Source organism: Polynucleobacter sp. es-MAR-4 (genome assembly GCF_018882055.1).
In the GTDB taxonomy this organism is placed as follows: Bacteria; Pseudomonadota; Gammaproteobacteria; order Burkholderiales; family Burkholderiaceae; genus Polynucleobacter.
This window is the reverse complement of record NZ_JACVPF010000001.1, coordinates 437,262-461,096: the sequence shown is the minus strand read 5'-3', so window position 1 is coordinate 461,096 and position 23,835 is coordinate 437,262. Positions and strand designations below refer to the sequence as shown.

The following is a 23,835-nucleotide window of genomic DNA, read 5'->3' as shown; positions in this document are numbered from 1 at the left end:
AAATCTAGCTTGGGGGAGGTGGACGAGCCCGACCCCCGGCACTGACAGAATTGGGTTTGGCTGCTTCGTTCCCGACCTGACCAGGTTATCCAAACCGCCATGCGGGGAGGCCCGTCCAATTCCATTTTAGCTTGTTAGAATGTAATACATGACAGCATTGGCTTTAGCCCGTTCGTGGCGCCCTAAAACTTTCTCCCAATTGGTAGGACAAGACCATGTGGTTAAGGCATTGACCCATGCCTTAGACCAGGGTCGACTACACCACGCTTGGCTATTTACAGGCACTCGTGGGGTCGGAAAGACCACAATTGCCCGAATTATGGCCAAAGCCCTCAATTGCACTGGGGAAGACGGTCAAGGTCGCATGACCTCAGAGCCCTGTGGAAAATGCCCCGCTTGCCTAGAAATTGATGCCGGTCGCTTTGTTGACTATATCGAGATGGATGCTGCGAGTAATCGCGGGGTAGACGATATTGCCGCTCTATTAGAGAAGGCAGCCTACGCTCCTAGTAATGCGCGTTACAAGGTCTACATGATTGACGAGGTGCACATGCTCACCAATCATGCCTTTAATGCCATGCTCAAGACTCTCGAAGAACCGCCTGAACATGTGAAGTTCATACTTGCAACTACTGATCCGCAAAAGATTCCAGTAACTATTCTGTCCCGCTGCTTGCAGTTCAATCTCAAGCAAATGCCGGTGCCGCTCATCGTTGAGCATTTAGAAAAAGTACTCGCTGCAGAAAACGTCGATTGCGAAACTAATGCACTCCGTGTTTTAGCAAAAGCAGCACAAGGCTCGATGCGTGATGCCTTATCACTGACCGATCAAGCCATTGCATATGCTGCTGGCAAAGTTTCGGAAGAAGCAGTACGTGGCATGCTCGGCACATTGGATGATGCTTATCTCATTCGCATTCTGGATGCCCTGATTGCAAAAGATGGAGCGACATTGCTAGCCATCTCTAATGAGATGGGCGAGCGCAGTATGTCTTTCTCATTAGCGCTTGCAGATTTATCCAGTCTCATTCAGAAAATCGCTGCTGCACAAATCGTTCCAGAATCTGTTTTGGAAGATTGGCCTGAAGCAGCAGAGATTCGTCGCTTAGCCAGCGCGTTGACAAAAGAAGAAGCGCAACTCTTTTATCAAATTAGCATTACGAGTCGTCCAGATTTATCGCTTGCTCCAGATGAACAAACTGGCTTTGCCATGACGCTTCTGCGTATGCTGGCCTTTCGTCCCGGAAATGAAACTCCAGGCAGAGCAGGGAACTCCGCACCACCAGTAGCAAGTGCTCCAAGACCAGCAGCCCCAGCAAATCAAACAGCCGCTCCAGTTAGATCTTCAGCGCATGCAGCATCTGCTCCAGCACCTATGGCAGCTAAGCCTGCCGCTTCTGCTCCTCCAGCTTCTGCACCAGCAGTCACTGCATCTGCGGCCAATCGCCCAGACTGGCATGCCTTGATGCGCCAATTGCCGGTTAAAGGTTTGGTGCAGCAGTTAGCATTTCAGACAGAGTTGCAAGATTGGGAAGACTCGCCAGCAGGCGTGCGCGCTACGGTTGTAACGCCGATGCCGCAGCTGGCTTCTGAAGCTTCTGTTGGTCGTCTGGCTGATGCATTAAGTGCACACTTCGGCAAGCCGATCAAAGTATTAATAGAGAAGGGTGAAGTTGAAGGCAAGACAGTAGCTAAAGTCGATGCTCAGATTCATCAAGAGAAAAGACAAAACGCAGAGCAGATGATTGCTCAAGATCCATTTATTCAGCAATTAGAAAAAGAGTTTGGAGCCAAAGTAGTTGGTGGTTCTGTTAAGCCTCTTTGATTGCCAGATTTAACAATATTAGATACAAGGAAATAAAGCGATGATGAAAGGTGGCCTTGCTGGTTTGATGAAACAAGCCCAGCAGATGCAAGAGAAGATGAAAGTAGCGCAAGAGCAATTAGCTGCGCTAGAAGTCACTGGCCAAGCAGCCGGTGGTTTGGTTAAAGTCACCATCTCTGGCAAACACGAAATGAAGCGTGTACAGATTGATCCAGGCGCAATGGATGATCGCGAAATGCTCGAAGACTTATTAGTCACTGCCTACACAGAAGCATTCAAACAAGTAGAAGCTGCTAGCTCACAAGTGATGTCTGGTGCTACTGCTGGCATGCCGATGCCTCCTGGCTTCAAGTTGCCTTTTTAATCATTAATAAAAAACTGTTTATTTAATGGCACGTCAAGAAGCTCCACAAGATGCCCTCGGTCGATTGATCGAGGCATTGCGTGTATTGCCTGGAGTAGGACCAAAGTCAGCGCAACGCATGGCTTTTTATCTACTGCAGCATGATCGCAATGGTGCAGCTGTACTTGCCCAATCATTAGGTGAAGCTGTAGAGACGGTAGGGCACTGCGCCCGTTGCAATACTTTCTCAGAAACCCAAATCTGCGCAACTTGTAATGATGATCGTCGTGATCCATCATTACTGTGCATTGTGGAAACACCTGCTGACCAAGTGATGGTCGAGCAGACATTGAGTTTCAAAGGTAATTACTTTGTATTGATGGGCCGCATCTCACCACTCGATGGCATGGGCCCAAATGAAATCCATTTCGATCGATTGCTTAATCGTATTGAATCTCCGGATACTGGAGTGCCAGTCAGAGAAGTAGTGCTGGCAACGAATTTCACGAGTGAAGGTGAGGCCACAGCCCACTACATTGGTGAAGTGCTTAAATCCAAAGGCATCAAAGTCACCAGAATCGCCAGAGGGATTCCGGTGGGGGGTGAGCTGGAGTATGTGGATGCAGGCACATTAGCCAGAGCGCTGATGGATCGCCGTACCGTTGGCTAAGTGTCACTAAATCGACATAAATTCTAGGTAAATTGCCTCTTTTTGGAGATAATTTGGCCTGCACCCCTGTTGAGCTTCAGTCTCACGCCGTGCCTATCCGAGTTGTCTTGTTTTTACCCCGGTAGATCTGGCCCTTAATTTTCATTGGCCATTGATGCTAAGCATTGTGAAATTGTGAATGACCCACAAATCCTATCTTCTCCTGCCTTGCTTGCTTGCTGCAATTTGCAGCATGAGTGTGCACGCCCAGAAGGCAGGATCCGGTTCGGATCAGATCGCCAGCTTTGCATCTCCAATTCAGGATGTGCCTACAGAAGGTGAGTTGTTTGGGTTACCTGTAAACATTCACGGTCAAACAACGTATATCAATCAGCGTTACAACAATTTCACATCCTCCTACTCTGGTCAGAATAGTTTGAATGCAGAGAAGTCGATGAGTTACACCTGGTCGGGAACTTTATTCTTTGGTGCGCGCATTGCGCCAAATACTGATGTCTACTTCAATCCAGAAGTAATCTCTGGAGTGCCGTTCTCTGATCTTTCTGGTTTAGGTGGTTTCACCAACGGAGAGGGTAGTAAAGCGACTGGGACTCAGGCCAAGTTTTACTCTGCTCGTGCGTTTGTGCGTCAAACCATTAATCAAGAGGGTGACAAAGTCGTTCTTGAGAATGAAGCTAATCAAATTACCCAAACGGTGAGTAGCAATCGTGTAGTTCTAACTGGCGGTCAGTTCTCCACACTCGATATTTTTGATGACAGTCGTTACGCCAAAGACCCCCGTATTCAGTTTATGAACTGGGGCAATATGACCTATCTAGCCTATGACTACGCAGCAGATGCGCGCGGATACAGCTGGGGCTTAGCAGGCGAGTGGTATCTGGATAACTGGGTGATGCGCGCCTCGCGGATGCTTGCTCCTAAGTCTCCCAATGGCCGTGACCTCAATTGGCAAATTTTTAATACCTATGGCGATCAGGTCGAGGTAGAGCGTCAGCACAATATTGCAGATCTTCCCGGCAAGGTGAGCGTCTTGGCTTATCGCAACAAAATGATGTTGGCTAGGTTCTCAGACGCTACTAATTACATTGATCAGGACCCGAGCGCTCGCCAAGGCACTCAAGCAATTAATAATGTCCGAAATAATATGCAGATCAAAACAGGTATTGGTATACATGGGGAGCAGGCCTTAACCAAGGACTTGGGTATCTATGGTCGTGCCTTTACGTCTGATGGTCATACTGAGACGATGTCATTTACTGAAGCAGACAATTCCATCTCCATTGGTATGGGTATGAATGGCAGTAGCTGGAGTCGTCCAAAGGACAGCATTGGTATCTCAGCCATGCAAAACGGTTTATCAAGTTATCGCCGTAGTTACTTGCAAGCAGGGGGCGTGTCTTATTTCATTGGTGACTACGCTAACCCAAGCCAGACAATTTCATATTCACCAGAGCGTATCGGTGAGGTGTACTACAACGCCACCGTGATCAAGAACGTTCTAGCTGGCCTTAACTTTCAGCACATCATCAATCCTGCCTATAACTCTGCCCGCGGACCGGTAAACATCCTCTCTTTTAGGGTTCATGCTGAATTCTAGGCGCTGCAAGCACCTCTGATTAATTATTGTCTTTAGAATCAATAAGATAAGAATTTGCATTTCATAGACATTTACCTCTAGCCCCCTATAATTGCTAAAACCACTTGGAATGTAGGGAAATCTACACTCAAGGCTATAAAAACAGTGTTAGTACCAATTTAGAGGCAGCCGATTTGATTTACGGCCACAAGATAACAGGCGATATTGCTGCACGAGCATTCAATCCTATCAATAGGATTGTTTTTGCCTTTGCCTCTGCTTTGCTGATTAGTTCTGCATCTGCGCAAATAAATTCGTCCAGTGTCACTGTGCAAACGAATGAATCAAAAGATTCTTTGTCGGCGCCACCATTAGTTAGTAACGAAGCCATAAATCCTGCTAACGCTGCATCATTATTCTCTCCAGTAACTCAAAGCAATACACCGAAGATCTATACCAAGGGTACGCCATCGGGACCTGCAGAGATGGATTTGCGTCAACTCTGGAACGAACTCAAATTAAACAACCCGCAATTGTCTTCATTACGTGAGTCTTACTTATCCGCAAAAGCAACCGTTCCGCAGATCAATGCTCCAGCGAATCCACAAGTAGGATTGGTATGGTCGGGGATGCCAGCAAATTCACCTTTGGGTTTGGGTGGAGCTAATGCACCATCTCCGCAGTACCCTAACGGCATTAGTAGTAATAACGCCATCTCTATTGCACAGCCGTTTCAGTTTCCTGGCAAGAAGAGTTTGGCATCCGATATTGCCAATACCAATGCCGAAGCACTCTTAGCGCAAAGTGAGTCCACTTACTTGCAGTTGGGTGCACAACTATCCACCTTGTATTACAGTGCGCTGGCATCGCAAAAGCAGTTGCAGGTTCTGAAAGAGTCTGTAATGCGTTTAGAGATGATTAAGAACGTCGCTAAAGCGCGCTACTCCAATAATGCCGCAGCGTATGTGGAATATCTGAACGCGCAAGTAGCCCAAAGTTCAGCACAAGCCGATCAATTTAATGTTGAGCGACAACTATCGGTTGCCTTAAATAACATCAATACTTTAGTGGGTCGTCACTCGAGAGAAAAGTTGGTCTTGCGCGGTGATGTACGTCGCGCCATGAGCAGTGTTCCAACCTTAGTTGAGCTCGAAGACTATGCAGAAACCAGTCATCCTTCTTTGAAGAGCTCGGCATTACAGCTAGAGGCTGCACGCAAGGGTGTTGATTTAGCAAAGAAGGCTTACTTGCCAGACTTTCAGGTGGTTGGTTCTTCATTTACGCCACGGGGTCCGTTCTCAGCTAACAACGGCACGATGTTCTATCAGCTTGAGTTGGATCTCATCATTCCGCTGTATTTCTTTACTAAGGAAAAGTATGGGGTAGAGCAGGCACAGCGCAGCCAGGCGGCGGCTGAAGCGGGCAATATTTCCAATCGCCAGCAAATTGTATTGGCGGTCAATAGTGCTTATGCCACATATGAGCAAGCCAAAAGTCAGGCGCAATTTTTAAAAGAGCGCCAAGTACCTCAAGCCGATGCTGCATATAAAGTTGGCTTAACTCAGTACTCCAATAATGGACAGGGGTTTAATGATTTACTGACAGCACAAACTCAGTTGCGTAGCCTCGAAGTTCAATTAGCGCTAGCTGAAAGTAATTTATTGCAAGCGCAAGCAGTATTGCTAGTGACATCTGGCAAAGAACCTTTTTAAGGAGCAGTGTTGAAAGACAAAATGCTTTCTTTTCTAAACAAGCTTGCTGTTAGGGCAAAACCTGTTGTTGATAAGGTCTTACATTTTGGCGGCCATCGACTGCAGGTTGCGCTTGCAAGCGTAGGTGCTTTGTATTGGAATCTCAGTCCACAAAATCGTTATCGGATGCGCTTGGCAGCATTTGCCTTTGCGATTCTATCGATGGGTATCGTTTTAGGCCGCATTACTAATGTCAATCGCAATGTAAAGATTGAAGCCTCTGATAAGGCTCTCAAAGTGGAGAAGAGCGGTGTCTTGGAGTTAAAACTTCCTGGGGTCCGGTTGAATCCAGATATTTATATCTTCCAAACGGCAGAAAAAGTGCAGGTACCAGTAGACATTAAGGTCCCCGGACGTTTAGCGTTTAATGCAGAGAAATCTAAAGTACTCGCTGCTCGTGCACCGGGAAGAGTGGAGCGTATCTATGCTTTTGATGGCGCTGAAGTCAATGTCGGCTCCCCAGTAGTAGAGCTCTATAGCCCAGAATTTCTGTCTGCTCAGCAAGAATATTTACTCTCCTCGAAAACGGCGAAGGTATTGGAGGGTAACAAAACGATGAGTGATTTGCTGGGTGATGCGCGTATTACTCAGCAGGCTGCTGCCAATCGCATCCGTAATTTGGGTGCTGGTGAGGGGGATATTAAGGCTCTCGAGACTACTGGAAAGACTCAGGCAAATCTGATCATGCGCTCTCCAATTAAAGGGGTTGTTGTTAAGCGCAATGTGGAGCCTGGTGCTGCCGTGAGTTCCGGCGATGTCATTGCTACCCTAGCTGATCCAAAACAATTGTGGTTTATGGGTAATGTCTTTGAGCAAGATTTACGGCTGATTAAGCAGGGCCAAAAAATGGTCTTACATGTCGAGGCATATCCAGATAAAGAGTTTGTTGCCTACGCCAATTACATTGCCCCCACTATTGATTCGCAAACGCGCGCATTGCTTATTCGTGCGGAGATTGAGAATAATGACGATCTTTTGCGACCAGATATGTATGCCTCAGCTAGATTAACTACGGGGATGGCTGATGCCATTGTTGTACCGCAAACAGCGGTGGTACGTATACGTGAGATGCGGTATGTCATCGTGAAGGTGGGTGACGAGGCTTATCGTCGTCTGCCCGTCAGGGGATATGACCTCAATAGCAAGACCTTTGCGATTACCGAAGGTGTAGAACCGGGTTCACGTATCTTGGCTGAGGGTGCTGTATTGCTCAACGATCGATTTGCTAAGCAGGAAGACTAAGTGAGCGCATTTACCTCCTTCATTCGAGGTGTTGTTGAGAAGCGGGTGCTTGTCATCATTGCTTCCATTGTGCTTTTGGGTTTGGGGATGTTTAGTCTCTCTAAATTACCTATTCAGCCATACCCAGGCGTAGCGCCCTTAACAATTCAGGCGATTTCCCAATGGCCGGGGAGAAGTACTACTGAGGTTGAGCAGCAAGTAACCATACCGGTAGAAAATGCCTTGGCTGGTATTCCAGGTCTGCAGGCTTTCCGCTCCGTTTCTTTATTTGGTTTGTCTGTTGTTACTCTGAAATTTAATGATGCTACTGATCCATTTCAAGCGCGCCAACGTTTTATTACAAGCTTGTCAAATGTTAGCCTCCCGCCAGGAGTGACATCAAGTATTAGCCCTGACTCTGATGCTACTGGCGAGATCATGCGTTATGAGGTGAAGTCTGACTATGCTTCTTCCAGTCACTTGAAGACCCTGCAAAACTATGAGATCTATAAAGAGCTCAAGCAAACCCCTGGAGTTGCTGATGTTTCTTCGTTTGGCGGCAAGGTACGTCAATATCAAGTGATTGTTAGCCCAGAAAGTCTCCAAGCTAAAGGTGTCACCGTTACTGAGCTCATTACCGCCTTGACTAATGCCAATAGCAATACCGGTGGAGGGCTGTTACCTAGTGGAGAGCAGCAATTTGTAGTACGCGGTGTAGGCCTACTTAAAAACATTGATGACATTAAGCGAGTGGTGGTTTCTATTCATAACGGCGTGCCAATTCGAATAGGGGATGTGGCGCGCGTAGAGATTGGTAATGCGCCACGTTTAGGCATGTTCCAGTTCAATGAGAACCCAGACTCAGTTGAAGGTATTGTTTATTTACGCCGCGGTGAGAATGCTACCGAGGTATTAGCGCGTGTGCGCAACACGGTTGAGAATATTAATAAGCAAGTGCTACCACCCGGTATTGAAGTGGTGCCATTTTATGATCGTCAAGTACTTCTAGACATTACCATTGGCACTGTGAAGCACACCTTATTTTTCGGTATTTCATTGGTGCTTGCAGTTCTGTTTTTCTTCTTGGGTAATTTGCGTGCCGCAGCAGTCGTAGCGGCAGTTATTCCTCTGGCCTTATGTGTATCGTTTATTCAGATGCATCTATGGAGTGTGCCGGCAAACCTGATCTCTCTTGGTGCGATCGACTTTGGCGTCATTGTCGACTCGGCGGTGATTCTGACTGAGAACGTTATGCGTCACTTGGAGGAGGGTGGTAAGCGCCTAAACCAAAGCATCATCTTGGCAACAAGCGAAGTGCAGCGCGCCATGATTTACTCCACCGGCATCATTATTGTTGCCTACTCCCCATTGTTCTTCATGGGTGGCGTAGAAGGAATTATCTTTAAGCCAATGGCATTCACCATGGGCTTTGCTTTGATTGCCGCCATGATTCTTAGTTTGACTTTCTTGCCGGCAATGATTTCTTTAGTCTTTGGTGAGAATCTGCATCACAAACCCCCTGGATTTATTACTAAGTTATTGAATGGCTATAAGCCTTTACTAAGAAGGTGGATGGATCGTCCGCTAACAGTCGTCTCTGTGGCGGTATTTGTATTGGGGTTGACCTTACTAAGTGTGACACGCTTAGGAACGGCATTCTTACCCACTTTAGAAGAAAATAATATTTGGTTGCGAGTTACCTTGCCCAATACGGTTGATCTAGACTATTCAGTGAAAGTCGCCAACCAGTTACGCGAGACTTTTTTAAAGCAACCAGAAATTGAAAAAGTTGCAGCCCAAATTGGTCGACCTGATGATGGCACGGATTCCACCGGCGTCTTTAACCAGGAGTACGGACTGTATTTAAAGAGTCCTGACAAGATGCCAGGTGGCTCGAATAAGAAAGCACTGATTGCTCATTTGGAGGAAGAGCTCAATAAGATCCCGGGCGTCACCTATAGCTTTTCTCAGTACATTCAGGATAACGTTAACGAGGCACTTTCTGGGGTGAAAGGTGAAAACTCCGTCAAGATCTACGGAACCGATCTTGAGGTTCTGGATCAAAAGGCCCATGAGGTAATCGATTTGCTGAAGAAGGTTCGTGGCGTTGCTGATGAAGGCATCTTAAAAGAGCTTGGACAACCAACGCTGAATATTCAGATTGATCGAGAGCGTGCAGCTCGCTATGGCATCAATGTGAATGATATTCAAACAGTCGTGGCCAATGCGATTGGTGGGGCTGCAGTCACCAATCTCCTAGAGGATGAAAAAACCTTTGGCATTGCTGTGCGCTTAAACGAAGGTAGTCGCAATGACATTGCCGATATTGGCCACCTCTTGGTAGATTCGTCTAACGGACCCTCCATTCCTTTGTCGATGGTGGCCACGGTTCAACTCTCGGATGGTCCTTTCTTCATCTATCGCGAAGCCGGTAAGCGCTATATTGCGATTAAGTTCAGTGTGCGTGGTCGTGACTTGGGTAGCGCGGTCGAGGATGCGCAATTCCTGGTTGAGAAAAATATTACCTTGCCCCCAAATTACTCGATTAGCTGGGATGGTCAGTTCAATCAAATGAAACAAGCGCAAAAGAAACTCATGTTGATCGTGCCATTAGCGCTCCTAGGAATTTTCTTATTGCTTGTTAGTGCTTTTGGTAATTTCCGGGATGCCGTGATTGTGATGATTAACGTGCCATTTGCAGCTATTGGCGGTGTTATTGCCTTGCATCTCGCAGGCGAGACTTTGAGCATTTCTGCTTTCTTTGGCTTCTTATCTCTCTTTGGTATTGCCATTCAGGATGGTGTGATTCTGATCTCCTTTATCAATAAGACCGCTGCTACCGAGCATGGGGAAATGAAAGACGTGATGGTAGAGGGCGCTTCCTTACGAGTCCGCCCGGTATTGATGACGGCAGCCTTGTCTGGTCTAGGCCTCTTACCGGCCGCCTTATCGCACTCTATTGGCTCTGAAGCCCAGCGCCCCTTGGCCCTTGTCATTGTTGGCGGCATGGTCACGACCACAATTTTGACCCTGTTGGTATTGCCAGTAATATATGGATGGTTTAGAGGTCGCAGCTTAAGTCAGGCCTCCAAAGCATCTGCAGCATAAAGAAGTGCTAATAAGGTATTTACATTCATGAGTGAAAACGCAAAACAGCCGCATATTCTGATTTCGAACGATGACGGATATTTGGCTCCTGGTCTCCTGGCTTTGGTTAATGCTATTCGTCCACTAGGGCGGGTAACAGTTATTGCCCCAGAGCAAAATCACAGTGGCGCCTCAAACTCTTTAACACTCTCACGACCACTATCGATTCATCGAGTGGCTGGCGGTGAGCGTGATGGTTTCTTATTTATCAACGGTACGCCAACCGATTGCGTACATATTGCGATGACAGGTTTTTTAGATGAAAAACCTGACCTGGTAGTTTCTGGAATTAATCAGGGCGAGAACATGGGTGAAGATACTCTTTACTCCGGTACTGTTGCTGCTGCGGTTGAAGGTGTGATGTTTGGTGTTCCTGGTATTGCCTTCTCACAAATTGATAAAGGCTGGAACCGTATTGAGGACGCCGCTAAAGCAGCCCACGATATCGTGGCACAGATGCTGGTATCTAAGTTGGCTCACACCGAAGGTGCGGCCACTTTACTAAACGTGAACATCCCCAATCGTCCTTATGCCGACCTCTATCGTTGGCGCGTCACTCGCTTGGGTAATCGCCACCATTCTCAGCCAGTGGTTGTGCAAAAAAGTCCGCGTGGTGACGATATCTATTGGATTGGTGCAGCAGGTCATGCGAAAGACAACTCTGAAGGTACAGACTTTCATGCAATTGATGGGGGATGTATCTCGATCACCCCAATGCAGTTGGATCTAACCCATCATGCTCGCTTAGCTGCGATGCGTGCAAGCGGATGGGATCGCGGTTGAAGTCTGCGGCAGAGCGTAACTCTGGTCACCGGCATGCTTTAGCGGCTAAAGTTTTAGCTGCTGGCGTAAAGCACGGTAAAACTTTGGAGGCAATCGCAACCGTTCCTCGCCATGCCTTCATGGATGCAGGAATGTATCCTCAGGCCTATGAAGATACTGCCTTGCCAATTGGCCATTCGCAAACGATTTCTAAGCCATCGGTGGTGGCTCGCATGATCGAGCTTTTGCATAAGCCCAAGCAGCCATTAGGAAAAGTATTAGAAATTGGTACTGGGTGCGGATATCAAGCAGCAGTACTCAGCTTGTTATCTGAAGAGGTTTATTCAATCGAGCGTATTCGTCCATTGCACGATATGGCTAGAGAGAAGCTGCGTCCATTTCGGATTAAAAACTTGCGCCTCATTTACGGGGATGGCATCTTGGGCCTGCCACAAGCGGCCCCATTTGATGGCATCATCCTTGCTGCTGCTGGTTTGGGCATTCCAGACGCCTTATTGGATCAGCTGGCTATTGGTGGCCGTCTAGTGGCTCCAGTTGCCAAGAATGAGAAAGAACAGCAATTGATCATGGTTGAGCGGATGAGCTCCCAGCGCTACCAAAGAACAGTTCTGGACGAGGTCTTTTTTGTCCCCTTACAATCAGGGGTAGTATGAGATACCCCATGAATTTAATGACTAAATACCTTCTGTTGCTGCTCGCTGCGGCCTCATTGATCCTTAATGCAGGTTGTTCGACAACCCCTCGTGCAAAACCCGCTAATGTGGTTGATCGCAGTGGTGGTGGCAATGAGCCAGCTCCCCCAGGCTACTACCGCGTAAAGCGCGGCGATACCTTAGCCCGTATTGCTTTAGATAATGGCCAATCCCCGCGGGATTTAGCGCAGTGGAATAATTTATCAAACCCAAACTTAATTGAAGTGGGTGATTTGGTGTTGGTGAGACCTCCCGCAGGTTCACGATCTGCAGTGAAACCAGTACCGAAGACCTCAGTCAACACAGATGTAACAAAAGTAGATACTCCGAAAGCGGAGCCTGCAAAAGAAATGGTTGCTGAGCCTGGAATTCGTTTGTCATGGCCAGCTAAAGGCAAGGTCAGTGAAGATTTCAGTGAAAAGACCAAGGGTATTGATATTGCCGGCAAGTTAGGTGAACCTGTGACAGCCGCCTCTGACGGTAAAGTTGTATACGCTGGCAATAGCTTGCGTGGCTATGGCAATCTCGTCATCATCAAGCATGACAATACCTACCTCACAGCCTATGCCCATAACCGCACACTCTTAGTAAAAGAGGGTGATACGGTGAAGAAGGGGCAAAAGATTGCTGAGATGGGTGATACCGATGCTACTTCGGTAAAGCTCCACTTCGAACTACGCGTGAATGGCAAGCCAGTAAATCCAACGCCATACTTGCAGTAATTGTTCTTGATCAATTGCTAGCGATTTAAGTATGGCAACGGTTCTCGTTTTCGATATTGAAACTATTCCAGATGTAGCTGGGCTGCGTCGTCTAAATGACTATCCCGATACGCTATCTGATAGTGAAGTTGCTGCCAAAGCTATGGCCGAGCGTGCCGAGAAGACGGGCAGTGAGTTTTTGCCGCTCTACCTGCAACGCATCTGCGCCATCTCCTGTGTTATTCGCAGAACAACCAAGGATGGCTCACCTCAAATAAAGGTAGGAACCTTAGGCACTGCGCAAGATGATGAGAAGGTATTGATTCAGACCTTCTTTGAACTCGTTGAGAAATATACCCCTCAGTTAGTGTCTTGGAATGGCAGTGGTTTTGACCTGCCAGTACTGCATTACCGCGCATTAGCAAACCATGTGCAAGCGCCGCGCTATTGGGAGATGGGTGAGAGCCAAGAAAACGATAGCCGTGAATTCAAATGGAATAACTACATCAGTCGATATCACATGCGCCATCTCGACTTGATGGATCTCTTAGCTAAATTTAATGGTCGCGCTAATGCACCACTAGACGGACTCGCCAAACTGTGTGGTTTCCCGGGCAAGATGGGTATGGATGGTAGCCAGGTATGGCCTGCTTATCAAGAAGGTAGGATCGATGAGATTCGTCGCTACTGTGAAACCGACGTCGTCAATACCTATCTGATGTACTGCCGCTTTCAACTGCTGCGTGGCGGCTTCTCATTAGACGAATACAAAGAAGAAATTACTTTTGTTAAAGCCTATTTAGAAAAAGAATCTAAAGAGCCGCATGGCGAGCAGTGGCAAGAATATCTCTTGGATTTTGCTCCCGATGCGTAGAGGAGAAAAGCCAGTCCATATCGTTGTGACTGAGCCAGTACGAGTTGACTCCCTTGACTTAGACGCTCAAGGAATTGCGCGCTTGGCACCCAATGAGGAAGAGGCTGCAGAGGGTCAAAGCGGCAAGGTCATTTTTATTCAGGGGGCACTGCCAACTGAGCTTGTTACTTATGTCATTACACGTGATAAAGCTCGCTTTAGCAAAGCCAAGGTCCTCGACATCCTTAAGCCTGCGGTGTTTAGAGCGGAACCCAAATGTAAAGCCTTTGGCATATGTGGTGGTTGCACTATGCAGCACTTGGATATTCGGGCGCAGGTTGCGATGAAGCAGCGCGTACTCGAGGATGATCTAAAGCATATTGCTAAAGTCGCTCCAGAAGAAATTCTTCGTCCAATGGGTGGCCCAGCTTGGGAGTATCGCCATCGCGCGCGCTTAAGCGCGGTAAATCGATCCATCAAAAAAGGTACAGTCCTAATTGGTTTTCATGAAGGGAAGAGCGGCTATGTCGCCGACATGACTGCCTGTGAGATTCTGCCTAGACACGTTTCTGATCTGCTGCCAGAAATGCGTAAATTGGTCATGGGCTTATCCATTGTCGATCGCATGCCCCAAATTGAAATTGCGGTTGGTGAGCCCGAAGATCCTAATTCAGATGACCCCAAAAAAGCAAAGCCAGTCACTGCATTGGTTTTTAGAAATCTTCTGCCTTTAACGCCAGCCGATGAACAGTTACTTAGAGACTTTGCGGATACTCATCAAGTGTGGATTTGGTTGCAACCCAAAGGTATTGAAACCGTTGCACCGTTCTATCCATTAACAGGCAAGCTTTGTTATCGCCTACCTGAGTTTGAAATCGAGATGCCATTTAAGCCGGCGGATTTCACGCAAGTGAACCACATGATGAACCGGGCTTTAGTTAGTAGGGCGATTCGCTTGCTGGAAGTTAAGCCAGGTGATCGTGTACTCGATTTGTTCTGTGGCATTGGTAATTTCACATTGCCGCTCGCAAGACGAGCGAGCCAGGTCTTGGGTATTGAAGGTTTAGAAAGCCTGACTACTCGAGCCAAAGCCAATGCAGAACACAATCAACTCGCCGATAGAGTTAGCTTCATGCAAAGCAATTTGTTTGAAGTGACAACAGAAACCATTGCCTCATGGGGTAGGGCTGAGCGCTGGCTAATGGATCCTCCCCGTGAAGGCGCTATGAAGATCTGCCAAGCCTTAGCTCAACTACATGAGCAGGGCAGCGATCTCCCGCCCCAACGCATTGTTTACGTCTCTTGCAATCCAAAGACTTTAGCTAGAGATACAGAGATTCTGTGTCATCAAGCTGGCTATGTTCTCAAAAGTGCGGGCATTGTCAATATGTTCCCTCACACATCGCATGTGGAGTCGATGGCGGTATTCGAAAGACCCTGACAGCGAACAGTTCAATTGAGCAGCAAATCAGAATATCGAGATAAAGAAAAAGGCACCCATGGGTGCCTTTTCTATTGAAGCTTTAGTAATGCTTAGTCTCTATTGCCGCCCACAATGCCCAAAAGTGCGAGCAAGTTGGTAAAGACGTTATAGACATCTAGGTAGATTGCTAAGGTAGCCATGATGTAGTTAGTCTCGCCACCGCTGATGATGCGCTGTACATCAACCAAGATGAAGGCAGAGAAAATGGCAATTGCCAACACCATCACAGTCAACATCAAAGCAGGCAACTGCAACCAGATGTTTGCCAATGAGGCTACGATCAAGAGCAGTACGCCAACCATCAACCATTTGCCCATGCCGGAGAAATCACTCTTACTCACGGTAGCGATGGTTGCCATCACAGCAAAAATCGATGCGGTGCCACCAAAGGCCAGCATGATCAAGGTAGCGCCATTGCTGTAGCTATTGAGTGTGAAGCCCACTAGGCCGGACATCATGATGCCCATAAAGAAGGTGAAGCCTAGCAACAGCAGAACACCGACTCCGGTGTCTTTGTTTTTCTCAATTGCCCAGAAAAAGCCAAAGGCGATTGCCATAAAGACGATGAAACCCATAAAAGGGTTGCTCGCCATAAAGTTGAACCCAAAAGCAACGCCAAGCCATGCGCCAATGACAGTAGGGACCATTGAGAGCGCCAAAAGGGCGTAGGTATTGCGTAGTACGCGGTTGCGTATCTGTGGGGTGCTAATCGAGCCTGTTTGCCCAAAGCCGTAAGAGTTCAGATCACTCATATTGACTCCTTTTTCATAGTTAATACACGAGCCCACCAGGGGCTGTTGACAGTAAGTATAGACAAAATAGGGTAATTTCAAGCCCCCCATGAAAAAGACTACAAATCGAAGGGTTATGCCCTGTAAATTCAATGGTTTAGCTATGCTTAGATCAGGGTAAATACGGTCAGCCGATGTATAATTCGGGGGTCGCTGAATTCCTGGCGCGTTGTAGGAAATAGGGTAGAAGTTCGCCCTGGGTCCAAATTGGCGCTAATTTCAGCAAAATCTTTGAAATCACTATTGGAGTTTTACATGGCTATCGAACGCACCCTTTCAATTATCAAACCTGATGCTGTTGCAAAAAACGTAATCGGCAAGATCTATGACCGTTTCGAATCTGCTGGTTTGAAGATTGTTGCGTCCAGAATGGCGCATTTGTCGCAAGCTGAAGCTGAGCAGTTCTACGCTGTGCACGCTGCACGTCCTTTCTTTAAAGATTTAGTGAGCTTCATGATTTCTGGTCCTGTAATGATTCAGGTATTAGAAGGCGAAGGCGCTATTGCTAAGAACCGTGACTTGATGGGTGCTACTGATCCTAAGAAGGCAGACAAAGGCACTATCCGTGCTGATTTTGCTGACAGCATTGATGCAAACGCTGTTCATGGCTCTGATGCTCCTGAAACTGCTGCTGTCGAAGTTGCATTCTTCTTCGCTGGCATGAACGTTTTCAATCGTTAATTCACGATTGCTTACGAACAACCTATTTAATACATAAGTAGGCGCATTGACCTCCCCGCGCGTAAATCTCTTAGATTTTGACGCTGACCAAATGGCAGCGTATGTCGCGGGGTTGAATGAAAAGCCCTTTAGGGCGAAGCAGCTCATGCAGTGGATACACCAACGCGGTGTTTCTGACATCAATGACATGAGTGACTTAGCAAAAAGCTTTAGAGCAACATTGCTCGATAAAGCAGAAGTCCTTTCTCTCCCGGTAATTAAAGATGAGCATGCAGCAGACGGCACTCGCAAGTGGTTGCTAGACGTTGGTGCTGGCAATGCTGTGGAGTCGGTATTTATTCCTGAGGATGATCGTGGCACTCTGTGCATCTCCTCTCAGGCTGGTTGCGCAGTCAATTGCCGTTTTTGCTCAACCGGACATCAAGGCTTCTCGCGCAATCTCACCGCTGGTGAAATCATTGGCCAGCTCTGGTTTGCAGAACATTTGCTCCGCACTGATCCGAATGCCGTTCGCCGTATTGAGAAATACCCAACACCAGGCTGGGAGCATACCGGTCGTGTGATTTCAAATGTAGTGCTGATGGGGATGGGTGAGCCGCTGCTCAACTATGACAATGTTGTCACCGCTTTACGTTTAATGCTTGATGACCGGGCCTATGGTTTATCGCGACGTCGTGTGACGGTATCTACGTCTGGTGTAGTGCCAATGATTGATCGCTTGGCTCAAGATTGCCCAGTGGCATTGGCGGTGTCATTGCATGCGCCGAATGACAAGCTGCGTGATCAACTTGTTCCGCTAAATCAAAAATATCCATTAAGAGAATTGCTTGCTGCGTGCGAACGGTATTTACCTTTTGCCCCGAGGGATTTCTTAACCTTTGAATACTGCATGCTCGATGGTGTGAATGATTCTGATATTCAGGCAAAAGAGTTGGTACGCTTATTGGCGAACATCAAGTGCAAGATCAATCTCATTCCATTTAATCCATTCCCTGAGTCTGGATTAAAGCGTTCATCAGCCCAGCGTGTCCATGCATTTGCTAGCATTTTGCTGGATGCAGGCATGGTAGCTACAGTTCGTAAAACTCGTGGTGATGATATTGCTGCGGCTTGTGGACAGTTAGCAGGTGATGTAGTCGATCGCACCCGAGTGCGTGAGCGCGCCGTGCATGACAAGCAGATTAATCTCGATCAAGATGATGATGTTGAAGGTCTGGATGATGAAGAAGACGAGCAAGAGTATCAGCCCGAGCACTCAGTGCAATGGCTCAAACGATTAGACGACTGATTTCACAATACAAGTCCAATGAGTAACTCATCCAACAATCTTCCAAAGCTTCCTTTAGGCCCGTCGCCTAAGAGGGCTACACGTCAAGCAACAGTCGCCTGGAAAACCAACATCATTACGGTTGGTGGTGATGCGCCGGTGCGCGTCCAGTCTATGACCAACACGGATACGGCCGATGCTGTCGCTACCGCTATTCAGGTAAAAGAGTTAGCTCGCGCTGGCTCAGAGATGGTACGTATTACTGTAGACACGCCAGCTGCTGCTGAAGCAGTGCCTTACATTCGCGAGCAGTTAGACAAGATGGATGTTTTGGTTCCATTGATTGGTGACTTCCACTACAACGGCCATACTTTATTGAATGACTATCCAGAGTGTGCCAAAGCGTTATCTAAGTACCGCATTAATCCCGGTAACGTAGGTAAGGGCGCAAAACGCGATCCGCAATTTGCACAAATGATCGAAGCCGCTTGTAAATATGACAAGCCGATTCGCATTGGCGTGAACTGGGGTAGTTTGGATCAAGACTTGCTTGCCAGCATCATGGATGCGAATGCGGCGCTGCCAATTCCAAAGACTGCACAAGAGGTGATGATTGAGGCATTGATTCAGTCCGCATTACAGTCTGCCGAAAAGGCTGTGGAGTTCGGCATGAACCCCAATCAAATTTTGCTGTCTTGCAAGGTGAGTAATGTGCAAGATTTAGTAGCTGTGTACCGTGATCTCTCTAGACGATCTGATTACCCATTGCATTTGGGCCTCACAGAAGCGGGCATGGGTAGCAAAGGCATTGTGTCTTCAACTGCTGCCATGGGTATCTTGTTGCAAGAGGGTATTGGTGACACCATTCGGGTTTCATTAACACCTGATCCAGGCGCGCCACGTGAGAATGAAATTATTGTGGCCCAAGAGATTTTGCAAACCATGGGATTGCGTAATTTCACACCGATGGTGATTGCTTGCCCTGGCTGCGGTAGAACAACCAGCACCACCTTCCAAGAGTTGGCTGCGAACATTCAGTCATACCTGCGTCAGCAAATGCCAGTGTGGAAAAAAACTCATCCCGGTGTTGAGGCAATGAACGTAGCCGTCATGGGTTGTATCGTCAATGGCCCCGGTGAAAGTAAACACGCTAATATCGGTATCTCATTGCCTGGCACCGGAGAAACCCCTGCGGCCCCCGTCTTTGTGGATGGTGTGAAAGTAAAAACTTTGCGTGGTGAGAACATTGCCCAAGAATTTCAGGCAATTGTGGATGAGTACGTGAATCAGAATTACGCACCCAAGTAAATTAAGTACAAAAAATAAATAAGAACAACAAAGAAGAACTGAAGCGCACACCATGACTGACCAGGCGAACCAAGCTAATCCAGCTAAAACACAAAAGATCCAAAAAATTAATGGCGTTCGCGGCATGAATGATCTCTTGCCTGCTGATGCTGCGCAGTGGACACATTTAGAGCATGTCTTACGTGATCTGACTCGTGCTTATGGTTACGAGTTCTTGCGAACTCCGATTGTGGAGGCGACTGCAGTATTTCAGCGTGGCATTGGTGAAGTAACCGATATCGTTGAAAAAGAGATGTATTCCTTTGAGGACCGTTTGAATGGTGAGCAACTCACATTGCGCCCAGAGGGTACTGCTGCCGTAGTTCGTGCCGTAGTTGAAAACAATTTGCTGTACGAAGGACCAAAGCGTCTTTGGTATACCGGCCCAATGTTCCGCCATGAGCGCCCACAACGGGGTCGCTATCGCCAATTCCATCAATTTGGTATTGAGGCGATGGGATTCGCTGGCCCTGATATTGATGCGGAAATCATTTTGATGGGGCAGCGTCTTTGGGATGAGCTGGGTCTCAAAGGTGTGCGTCTAGAGATTAATTCTTTAGGGCAGGCTCCAGAGCGTGCTGAGCATCGCGCTGCCTTGGTAACGTACTTCGAGAAAAATAAAGCGCAGTTGGATGAAGATTCGCAACGTCGTTTATTAACGAATCCATTGCGCATCTTAGATTCTAAGAATCCAGCAATGCAGGATTTGATTGAAGGCGCACCAAAATTACTCGATTTCTTGGGAGAGGAGTCGCTCAAGCATTTCGATGCAGTTCAGGCTCTATTGAAAGCGAACAACATCCCCTGCAAAATCAATCCCCGTTTAGTGCGTGGCTTGGATTACTACAACCTGACTGTCTTTGAGTGGATTACCGAAGAGTTAGGCGCTCAAGGCACGATTGCTGGCGGTGGTCGTTATGACCCCTTAATTGAGCGCATGGGCGGTAAAGCAGCTCCAGCCTGTGGTTGGGCAATGGGAATGGAACGCGTTTTGGAGCTGATGAAGGTTTCTGGCTCTTTGCCAGAGCCGCAAGCTCAATGTGATGCTTTTGTCATTCACCAGGGTGGCGAGACCTTGACTGCCGCCATGATTATTGCTGAACGTCTGCGTAATGCTGGCATCGATGTCATCCTGTTTTGCCCTCCAGATGGCCAAACCGCTAGCTTTAAGTCCCAAATGAAGAAGGCGGATGCCAGTGGGGCTGCTCATGCCGTCATTATCGGCCCGGATGAATTGGCTAAGAATGAGGCTCAACTCAAGGATTTACGGGGTACTGGTGAGCAGAAGGCAGTAGCTTTGGATAGTGTTGTGGAAGCCGTAATTGATGCCATAGTTGGCTCCACCGAATAGAATTAAGACATTAATTATTAATACCGCATTTATTAGCTTGGATTGACATGCCTTTAGACCTAGAAGAACAAGAACAATTAGATCAACTTAAAGCATTTTGGCAAAAGTATCGCAACCTCATTACTGGTGTAGTGACGGCGGCTTTATTTGTCTATGCAGCCTATAGCGGCTACCAATGGTGGCGTACTAGCCAAGCCGCCGCTGCTTCACAGTTGTATGAAACGATGGTCACTGCAATTAATAAGGGTGATAAAGATCAAACTTTACGCGCTGCTGATGATTTACAAAAACAGTTCTCAGGTACGCCTTACGCTGCGATGTCTAGTTTGGTAGCAGCGAAGATTGCTTCTGATGCAGGTGATTCAGCTAAGGCCATGGAGTATTTGCGCTGGGCTGCTAAGAATTCATCTGACAAGGGTTATCTGGCTATAGCTAAGTTACGCTTAACAGCTCAATTAATCGAGCTTGGTACTGAAAAGGATTTTGCTGAGGCAGATGCAATCCTTAAAGAAAAGCCTGTCGCAGGCTTTGAGGCTCTCTGGTTAGAGCGTCGCGGCGATTGGTATTTGGCTCAAAAGAATACCGCTGATGCGCGCAAAAGTTACGAAGCTGCATGGAAGCAGTTGAACGATGTAAAAGAATTCCCTGAAGAGGCGCGTCGTCTCTTGAAGGTTAAATTGGATGCCGTCGGAGGAGTAGCACAGTGATGATGGATTGCAAACGCGTAGCAAAACTAGCAAGCACAGTCTTAGTGCTGGGCTCGGTAGTAGTGGCCTTGACAGCATGCTCTGGTAACTCACGTGTTCGCAAGCCTGCTGAGTTAGTCCCAGTCACTAATCAATTTGATTTGGCTGCCGTATGGTCAACCAGTGTCGGTTCGTCCGAGTCATTCAACTTTCATCCTGCAGTAGCAGGGGATGCTGTTTATGCTGCATCTCATCGTGGCAACTTAGCCAAGATTGACTTGAGGACTGGTAATAAATTATGGGAAGCCTCCGTACCGGATCGCCTATCTATTGGCCCTGGGTCTGATGGGCGAACTACAGCTGTCGTAACTACTAAGGGCACTGTCTATGCTTATGACGATACTGGCAAGCCTATCTGGAATTTCAGTGTCGGCAGCGAAGTATTGTCTGAGCCAGTCGTAGCTGGTGGTGTGGTCATCATCCGCACATTAGATAGTCGATTTGTTGGTTTAGATGCGCAAACTGGCGTTCGCAAATGGACCTATCAACGCCAACAGGCTGCACTATCTTTGCGCGTAGGTTACGGCATGCTAGCTATTGGTAATGAGGTGATTGTGACTGGGTTTTCTGGTGGTCGCTTTGGCATGATTGCAATTGCAAACGGCGGCCTAGTTTGGGAGACTCCAGTTTCATTTCCAAAAGGTTTTTCAGAAATTGAGCGCCTGAATGATGTGACTGCTAAGCCAAGCATGGAGGGCGAAATTATTTGCGCCGTTTCCTATCAAGGTCGCGTAGGTTGTGCTCAAGCACGTACGGGTAGTTTGTTGTGGTTTAAGGATTACTCCAGTTTTACCGGCACAGCCCAAAGCCCTAGTTTGGTATTTTCTTCAAATGAAAAATCCTATGTCACTGCCTTTGCAGTGAAGGACGGCTCGCAAGTTTGGGAAAACACCAAACTGTTGTTTAGAGATGTGGGTGAGCCTACGGCAGTCGGCAAGGTATTACTCGTAGGTGATGCGCAAGGTTATGTGCATGCACTTTCACAAGAGAATGGTGAAATGCTGGCACGCATTCGTCATGATAGTAGTCCAATCACAGCCGCACCGATTGCGGTGAATGGCCTCATCTTGATTCAATCTCAAGGTGGCAAACTAGCGGCGTATAGTCCAAAATGAATCCAGTAATCACCATTGTCGGTCGTCCTAACGTCGGTAAATCGACACTCTTTAACCGCTTAACGCGTTCACGCGATGCTTTAGTTGCTGACTTCTCGGGTCTAACCCGTGACCGTCACTACGGTAAAGGCCGTATCGGCGAGCGTGCATTTATTTGCGTAGATACCGGAGGTTTCGAGCCGGTAGCCAAGACCGGCATCGTTGCCGAGATGGCCAAGCAAACCAAACAAGCCGTTGCCGAATCTGACATCATTATTTTCTTAGTGGATGGCCGTTTAGGTATGGCGCCGCAAGACCGCGTGATCGCCGATTTCTTGCGCAAAACCGGCAGACCAGTCATTCTGGCAGTGAATAAAACAGAAGGCATGCAAGCTGGCGTTGTCACTGCTGACTTCCATGAATTGGGTCTTGGCGAACCGTTCCCAATTTCATCTGCACACGGCGATGGTGTGCGCGGTTTGATCGATGATGCTTTGGATTCTTTAGGGATTCCAGAGCCAGAACCAGAAGAATTAGAAAACGATCCAAATCGACCAATGAAGATTGCGGTAGTGGGCCGTCCTAACGTTGGTAAGTCAACCTTGATCAATAAATTGATCGGTGAAGAACGTGTTATCGCATTTGATATGCCAGGTACAACACGGGATGCAATTGAAGTTCCATTTGAGCGCAACGGTAAGCCTTATATCTTGATTGATACTGCGGGTCTGCGTCGTCGTGGCAAAGTCTTTGAAGCAATTGAGAAGTTCTCAGTTGTTAAAACATTGCAAGCGATTGCCGATTGCAATGTGGTGATCTTGATGCTCGATGCCCAGCAGGATATTTCTGAGCAGGATGCACATATCGCTGGCTTTATTGTGGAAGCAGGGCGTGCATTGGTTGTGGCTGTGAACAAGTGGGATGGTTTGGATGCTTACGTTAAAGAGCGTGCGCGTTTAGAAATTGCGCAAAAACTGCGCTTCCTCGATTTTGCAAATGTACATCCGATTTCTGCGAAAAAAGGTACTGGCCTTAAAGAGCTATTTAAAGACGTTGATCTCGCTTATGCTGCAGCGATGGCAAAATTGCCGACGCCAAAATTGACCCGCATTCTGCAAGAGGCAATCGAGCATCAACAGCCTAAGCGTGTTGGTATGGGGCGTCCAAAATTACGCTATGCCCACCAAGGTGGTATGAACCCTCCAATTGTGGTGATTCATGGCACATCCTTGAGTGGCGTGACTGATAGCTATAAGCGTTATTTAGAAGGTCGTTTTAGAGAAGTCTTTAAATTACGCGGCACGCCATTGCGCATTCAGATGAATACAGCCAAAAACCCCTATGTTGATGCGGACAAAGGAAAAAAAGGCAAAAAGAAGTAAAAAGTTAAAAATAGCGGTACAGTTTTAGAAGTGTTTTAGTAAGGGGCTTGATTTTTGAATATCAGACCCCTTATGTTGGAGGTAGACAGTAGTAGTGCGCAGTAGAGAATTGAATAAAAAAAGCAAGACTC

General features: G+C 47.5%; 19 protein-coding genes, 1 other RNA gene and 1 pseudogene. 19 read left to right on the top strand and 2 right to left on the bottom strand.

All coding sequences use genetic code 11. The annotated features are described in order from the left end of the window. Positions 1–18: 18 nt before the first annotated feature. An RNA gene (gene ffs / locus ICN16_RS02270) (signal recognition particle sRNA small type) lies at positions 19–116 on the bottom strand. A 32-nt stretch (positions 117–148) separates the two neighbouring features. Between ffs and dnaX the strand changes: the two genes are divergently transcribed. The 12 genes and pseudogenes from dnaX (at position 149) to rlmD (ending at position 15,003) form a co-directional block, all read left to right on the top strand. Beyond that, complete coding sequence (dnaX, locus tag ICN16_RS02265; protein WP_216133502.1) at positions 149–1,825, top strand: DNA polymerase III subunit gamma/tau; 1,677 nt, start codon at positions 149–151, stop codon at positions 1,823–1,825. Positions 1,826–1,865: 40 nt separating this feature from the next. Further along, positions 1,866–2,189 (top strand): YbaB/EbfC family nucleoid-associated protein, encoded by a 324-nt coding sequence (locus tag ICN16_RS02260; protein ID WP_046330302.1) that lies wholly within the window; start codon positions 1,866–1,868, stop codon positions 2,187–2,189. Positions 2,190–2,214: 25 nt separating this feature from the next. Further along, positions 2,215–2,838, top strand: a complete 624-nt coding sequence (recR, locus tag ICN16_RS02255; protein WP_216133499.1) for a recombination mediator RecR — start codon at positions 2,215–2,217, stop codon at positions 2,836–2,838. 178 nt (positions 2,839–3,016) lie between these two features. Next, entirely contained in the window at positions 3,017–4,435 is a 1,419-nt protein-coding gene (locus ICN16_RS02250) for a carbohydrate porin (RefSeq protein ID WP_216133488.1), read from the top strand. 104 nt (positions 4,436–4,539) lie between these two features. Beyond that, complete coding sequence (locus ICN16_RS02245; RefSeq protein WP_255533562.1) at positions 4,540–6,126, top strand: TolC family protein; 1,587 nt, start codon at positions 4,540–4,542, stop codon at positions 6,124–6,126. Between the two features lie 21 nt (positions 6,127–6,147). Then, positions 6,148–7,407 (top strand): efflux RND transporter periplasmic adaptor subunit, encoded by a 1,260-nt coding sequence (locus tag ICN16_RS02240; protein WP_216133486.1) that lies wholly within the window; start codon positions 6,148–6,150, stop codon positions 7,405–7,407. Continuing rightward, positions 7,408–10,494 carry a CusA/CzcA family heavy metal efflux RND transporter gene (locus ICN16_RS02235; protein WP_216133484.1) on the top strand — a complete coding sequence of 1,029 codons (3,087 nt, stop codon included), beginning with the start codon at positions 7,408–7,410 and terminating at the stop codon, positions 10,492–10,494. A 27-nt stretch (positions 10,495–10,521) separates the two neighbouring features. Further along, positions 10,522–11,316 (top strand): 5'/3'-nucleotidase SurE, encoded by a 795-nt coding sequence (surE, locus tag ICN16_RS02230; protein ID WP_216133482.1) that lies wholly within the window; start codon positions 10,522–10,524, stop codon positions 11,314–11,316. A 29-nt stretch (positions 11,317–11,345) separates the two neighbouring features. Continuing rightward, positions 11,346–11,969, top strand: a pseudogene (locus tag ICN16_RS02225) (protein-L-isoaspartate(D-aspartate) O-methyltransferase); the annotation flags it as partial. Positions 11,970–11,977: 8 nt separating this feature from the next. After that, positions 11,978–12,730 (top strand): peptidoglycan DD-metalloendopeptidase family protein, encoded by a 753-nt coding sequence (locus tag ICN16_RS02220; protein WP_255533561.1) that lies wholly within the window; start codon positions 11,978–11,980, stop codon positions 12,728–12,730. 31 nt (positions 12,731–12,761) lie between these two features. Next, entirely contained in the window at positions 12,762–13,583 is an 822-nt protein-coding gene (locus ICN16_RS02215) for a 3'-5' exonuclease (protein WP_216133470.1), read from the top strand. Beyond that, complete coding sequence (gene rlmD, locus ICN16_RS02210) at positions 13,576–15,003, top strand: 23S rRNA (uracil(1939)-C(5))-methyltransferase RlmD (protein ID WP_216135604.1); 1,428 nt, start codon at positions 13,576–13,578, stop codon at positions 15,001–15,003. The genes ICN16_RS02215 and rlmD overlap by 8 nt, the downstream gene beginning before the upstream one ends. Positions 15,004–15,095: 92 nt before the next feature. Here rlmD and ICN16_RS02205 read toward each other — a convergent pair whose 3' ends face one another. After that, complete coding sequence (locus tag ICN16_RS02205; protein WP_216133468.1) at positions 15,096–15,797, bottom strand: Bax inhibitor-1 family protein; 702 nt, start codon at positions 15,795–15,797, stop codon at positions 15,096–15,098. Positions 15,798–16,091: 294 nt separating this feature from the next. Between ICN16_RS02205 and ndk the strand changes: the two genes are divergently transcribed. From ndk to der, 7 genes are all read left to right on the top strand, one after another. Further along, positions 16,092–16,517, top strand: a complete 426-nt coding sequence (gene ndk / locus ICN16_RS02200) for a nucleoside-diphosphate kinase (RefSeq protein WP_046330292.1) — start codon at positions 16,092–16,094, stop codon at positions 16,515–16,517. Positions 16,518–16,608: 91 nt separating this feature from the next. Beyond that, complete coding sequence (rlmN, locus tag ICN16_RS02195; RefSeq protein ID WP_370625596.1) at positions 16,609–17,805, top strand: 23S rRNA (adenine(2503)-C(2))-methyltransferase RlmN; 1,197 nt, start codon at positions 16,609–16,611, stop codon at positions 17,803–17,805. Positions 17,806–17,823: 18 nt separating this feature from the next. Next, positions 17,824–19,092, top strand: coding sequence for a flavodoxin-dependent (E)-4-hydroxy-3-methylbut-2-enyl-diphosphate synthase (ispG, locus tag ICN16_RS02190; protein WP_216133464.1), 1,269 nt, complete (start codon positions 17,824–17,826; stop codon positions 19,090–19,092). Between the two features lie 52 nt (positions 19,093–19,144). Then, the gene (gene hisS / locus ICN16_RS02185) at positions 19,145–20,482 is read left to right on the top strand and encodes a histidine--tRNA ligase (protein WP_216133461.1); all 1,338 of its coding nucleotides are present in this window, start codon (positions 19,145–19,147) and stop codon (positions 20,480–20,482) included. A 47-nt stretch (positions 20,483–20,529) separates the two neighbouring features. Continuing rightward, entirely contained in the window at positions 20,530–21,189 is a 660-nt protein-coding gene (locus ICN16_RS02180; RefSeq protein ID WP_216133459.1) for a tetratricopeptide repeat protein, read from the top strand. Then, positions 21,189–22,343, top strand: coding sequence for an outer membrane protein assembly factor BamB (bamB, locus tag ICN16_RS02175; RefSeq protein WP_216133457.1), 1,155 nt, complete (start codon positions 21,189–21,191; stop codon positions 22,341–22,343). Before ICN16_RS02180 ends, bamB begins: the two co-directional genes overlap by 1 nt. Continuing rightward, positions 22,340–23,704: a ribosome biogenesis GTPase Der gene (gene der, locus ICN16_RS02170; protein ID WP_216133455.1), complete on the top strand. Its 1,365-nt coding sequence runs from the start codon at positions 22,340–22,342 to the stop codon at positions 23,702–23,704. The genes bamB and der overlap by 4 nt, the downstream gene beginning before the upstream one ends. The last annotated feature ends 131 nt before the right edge of the window (positions 23,705–23,835 follow it).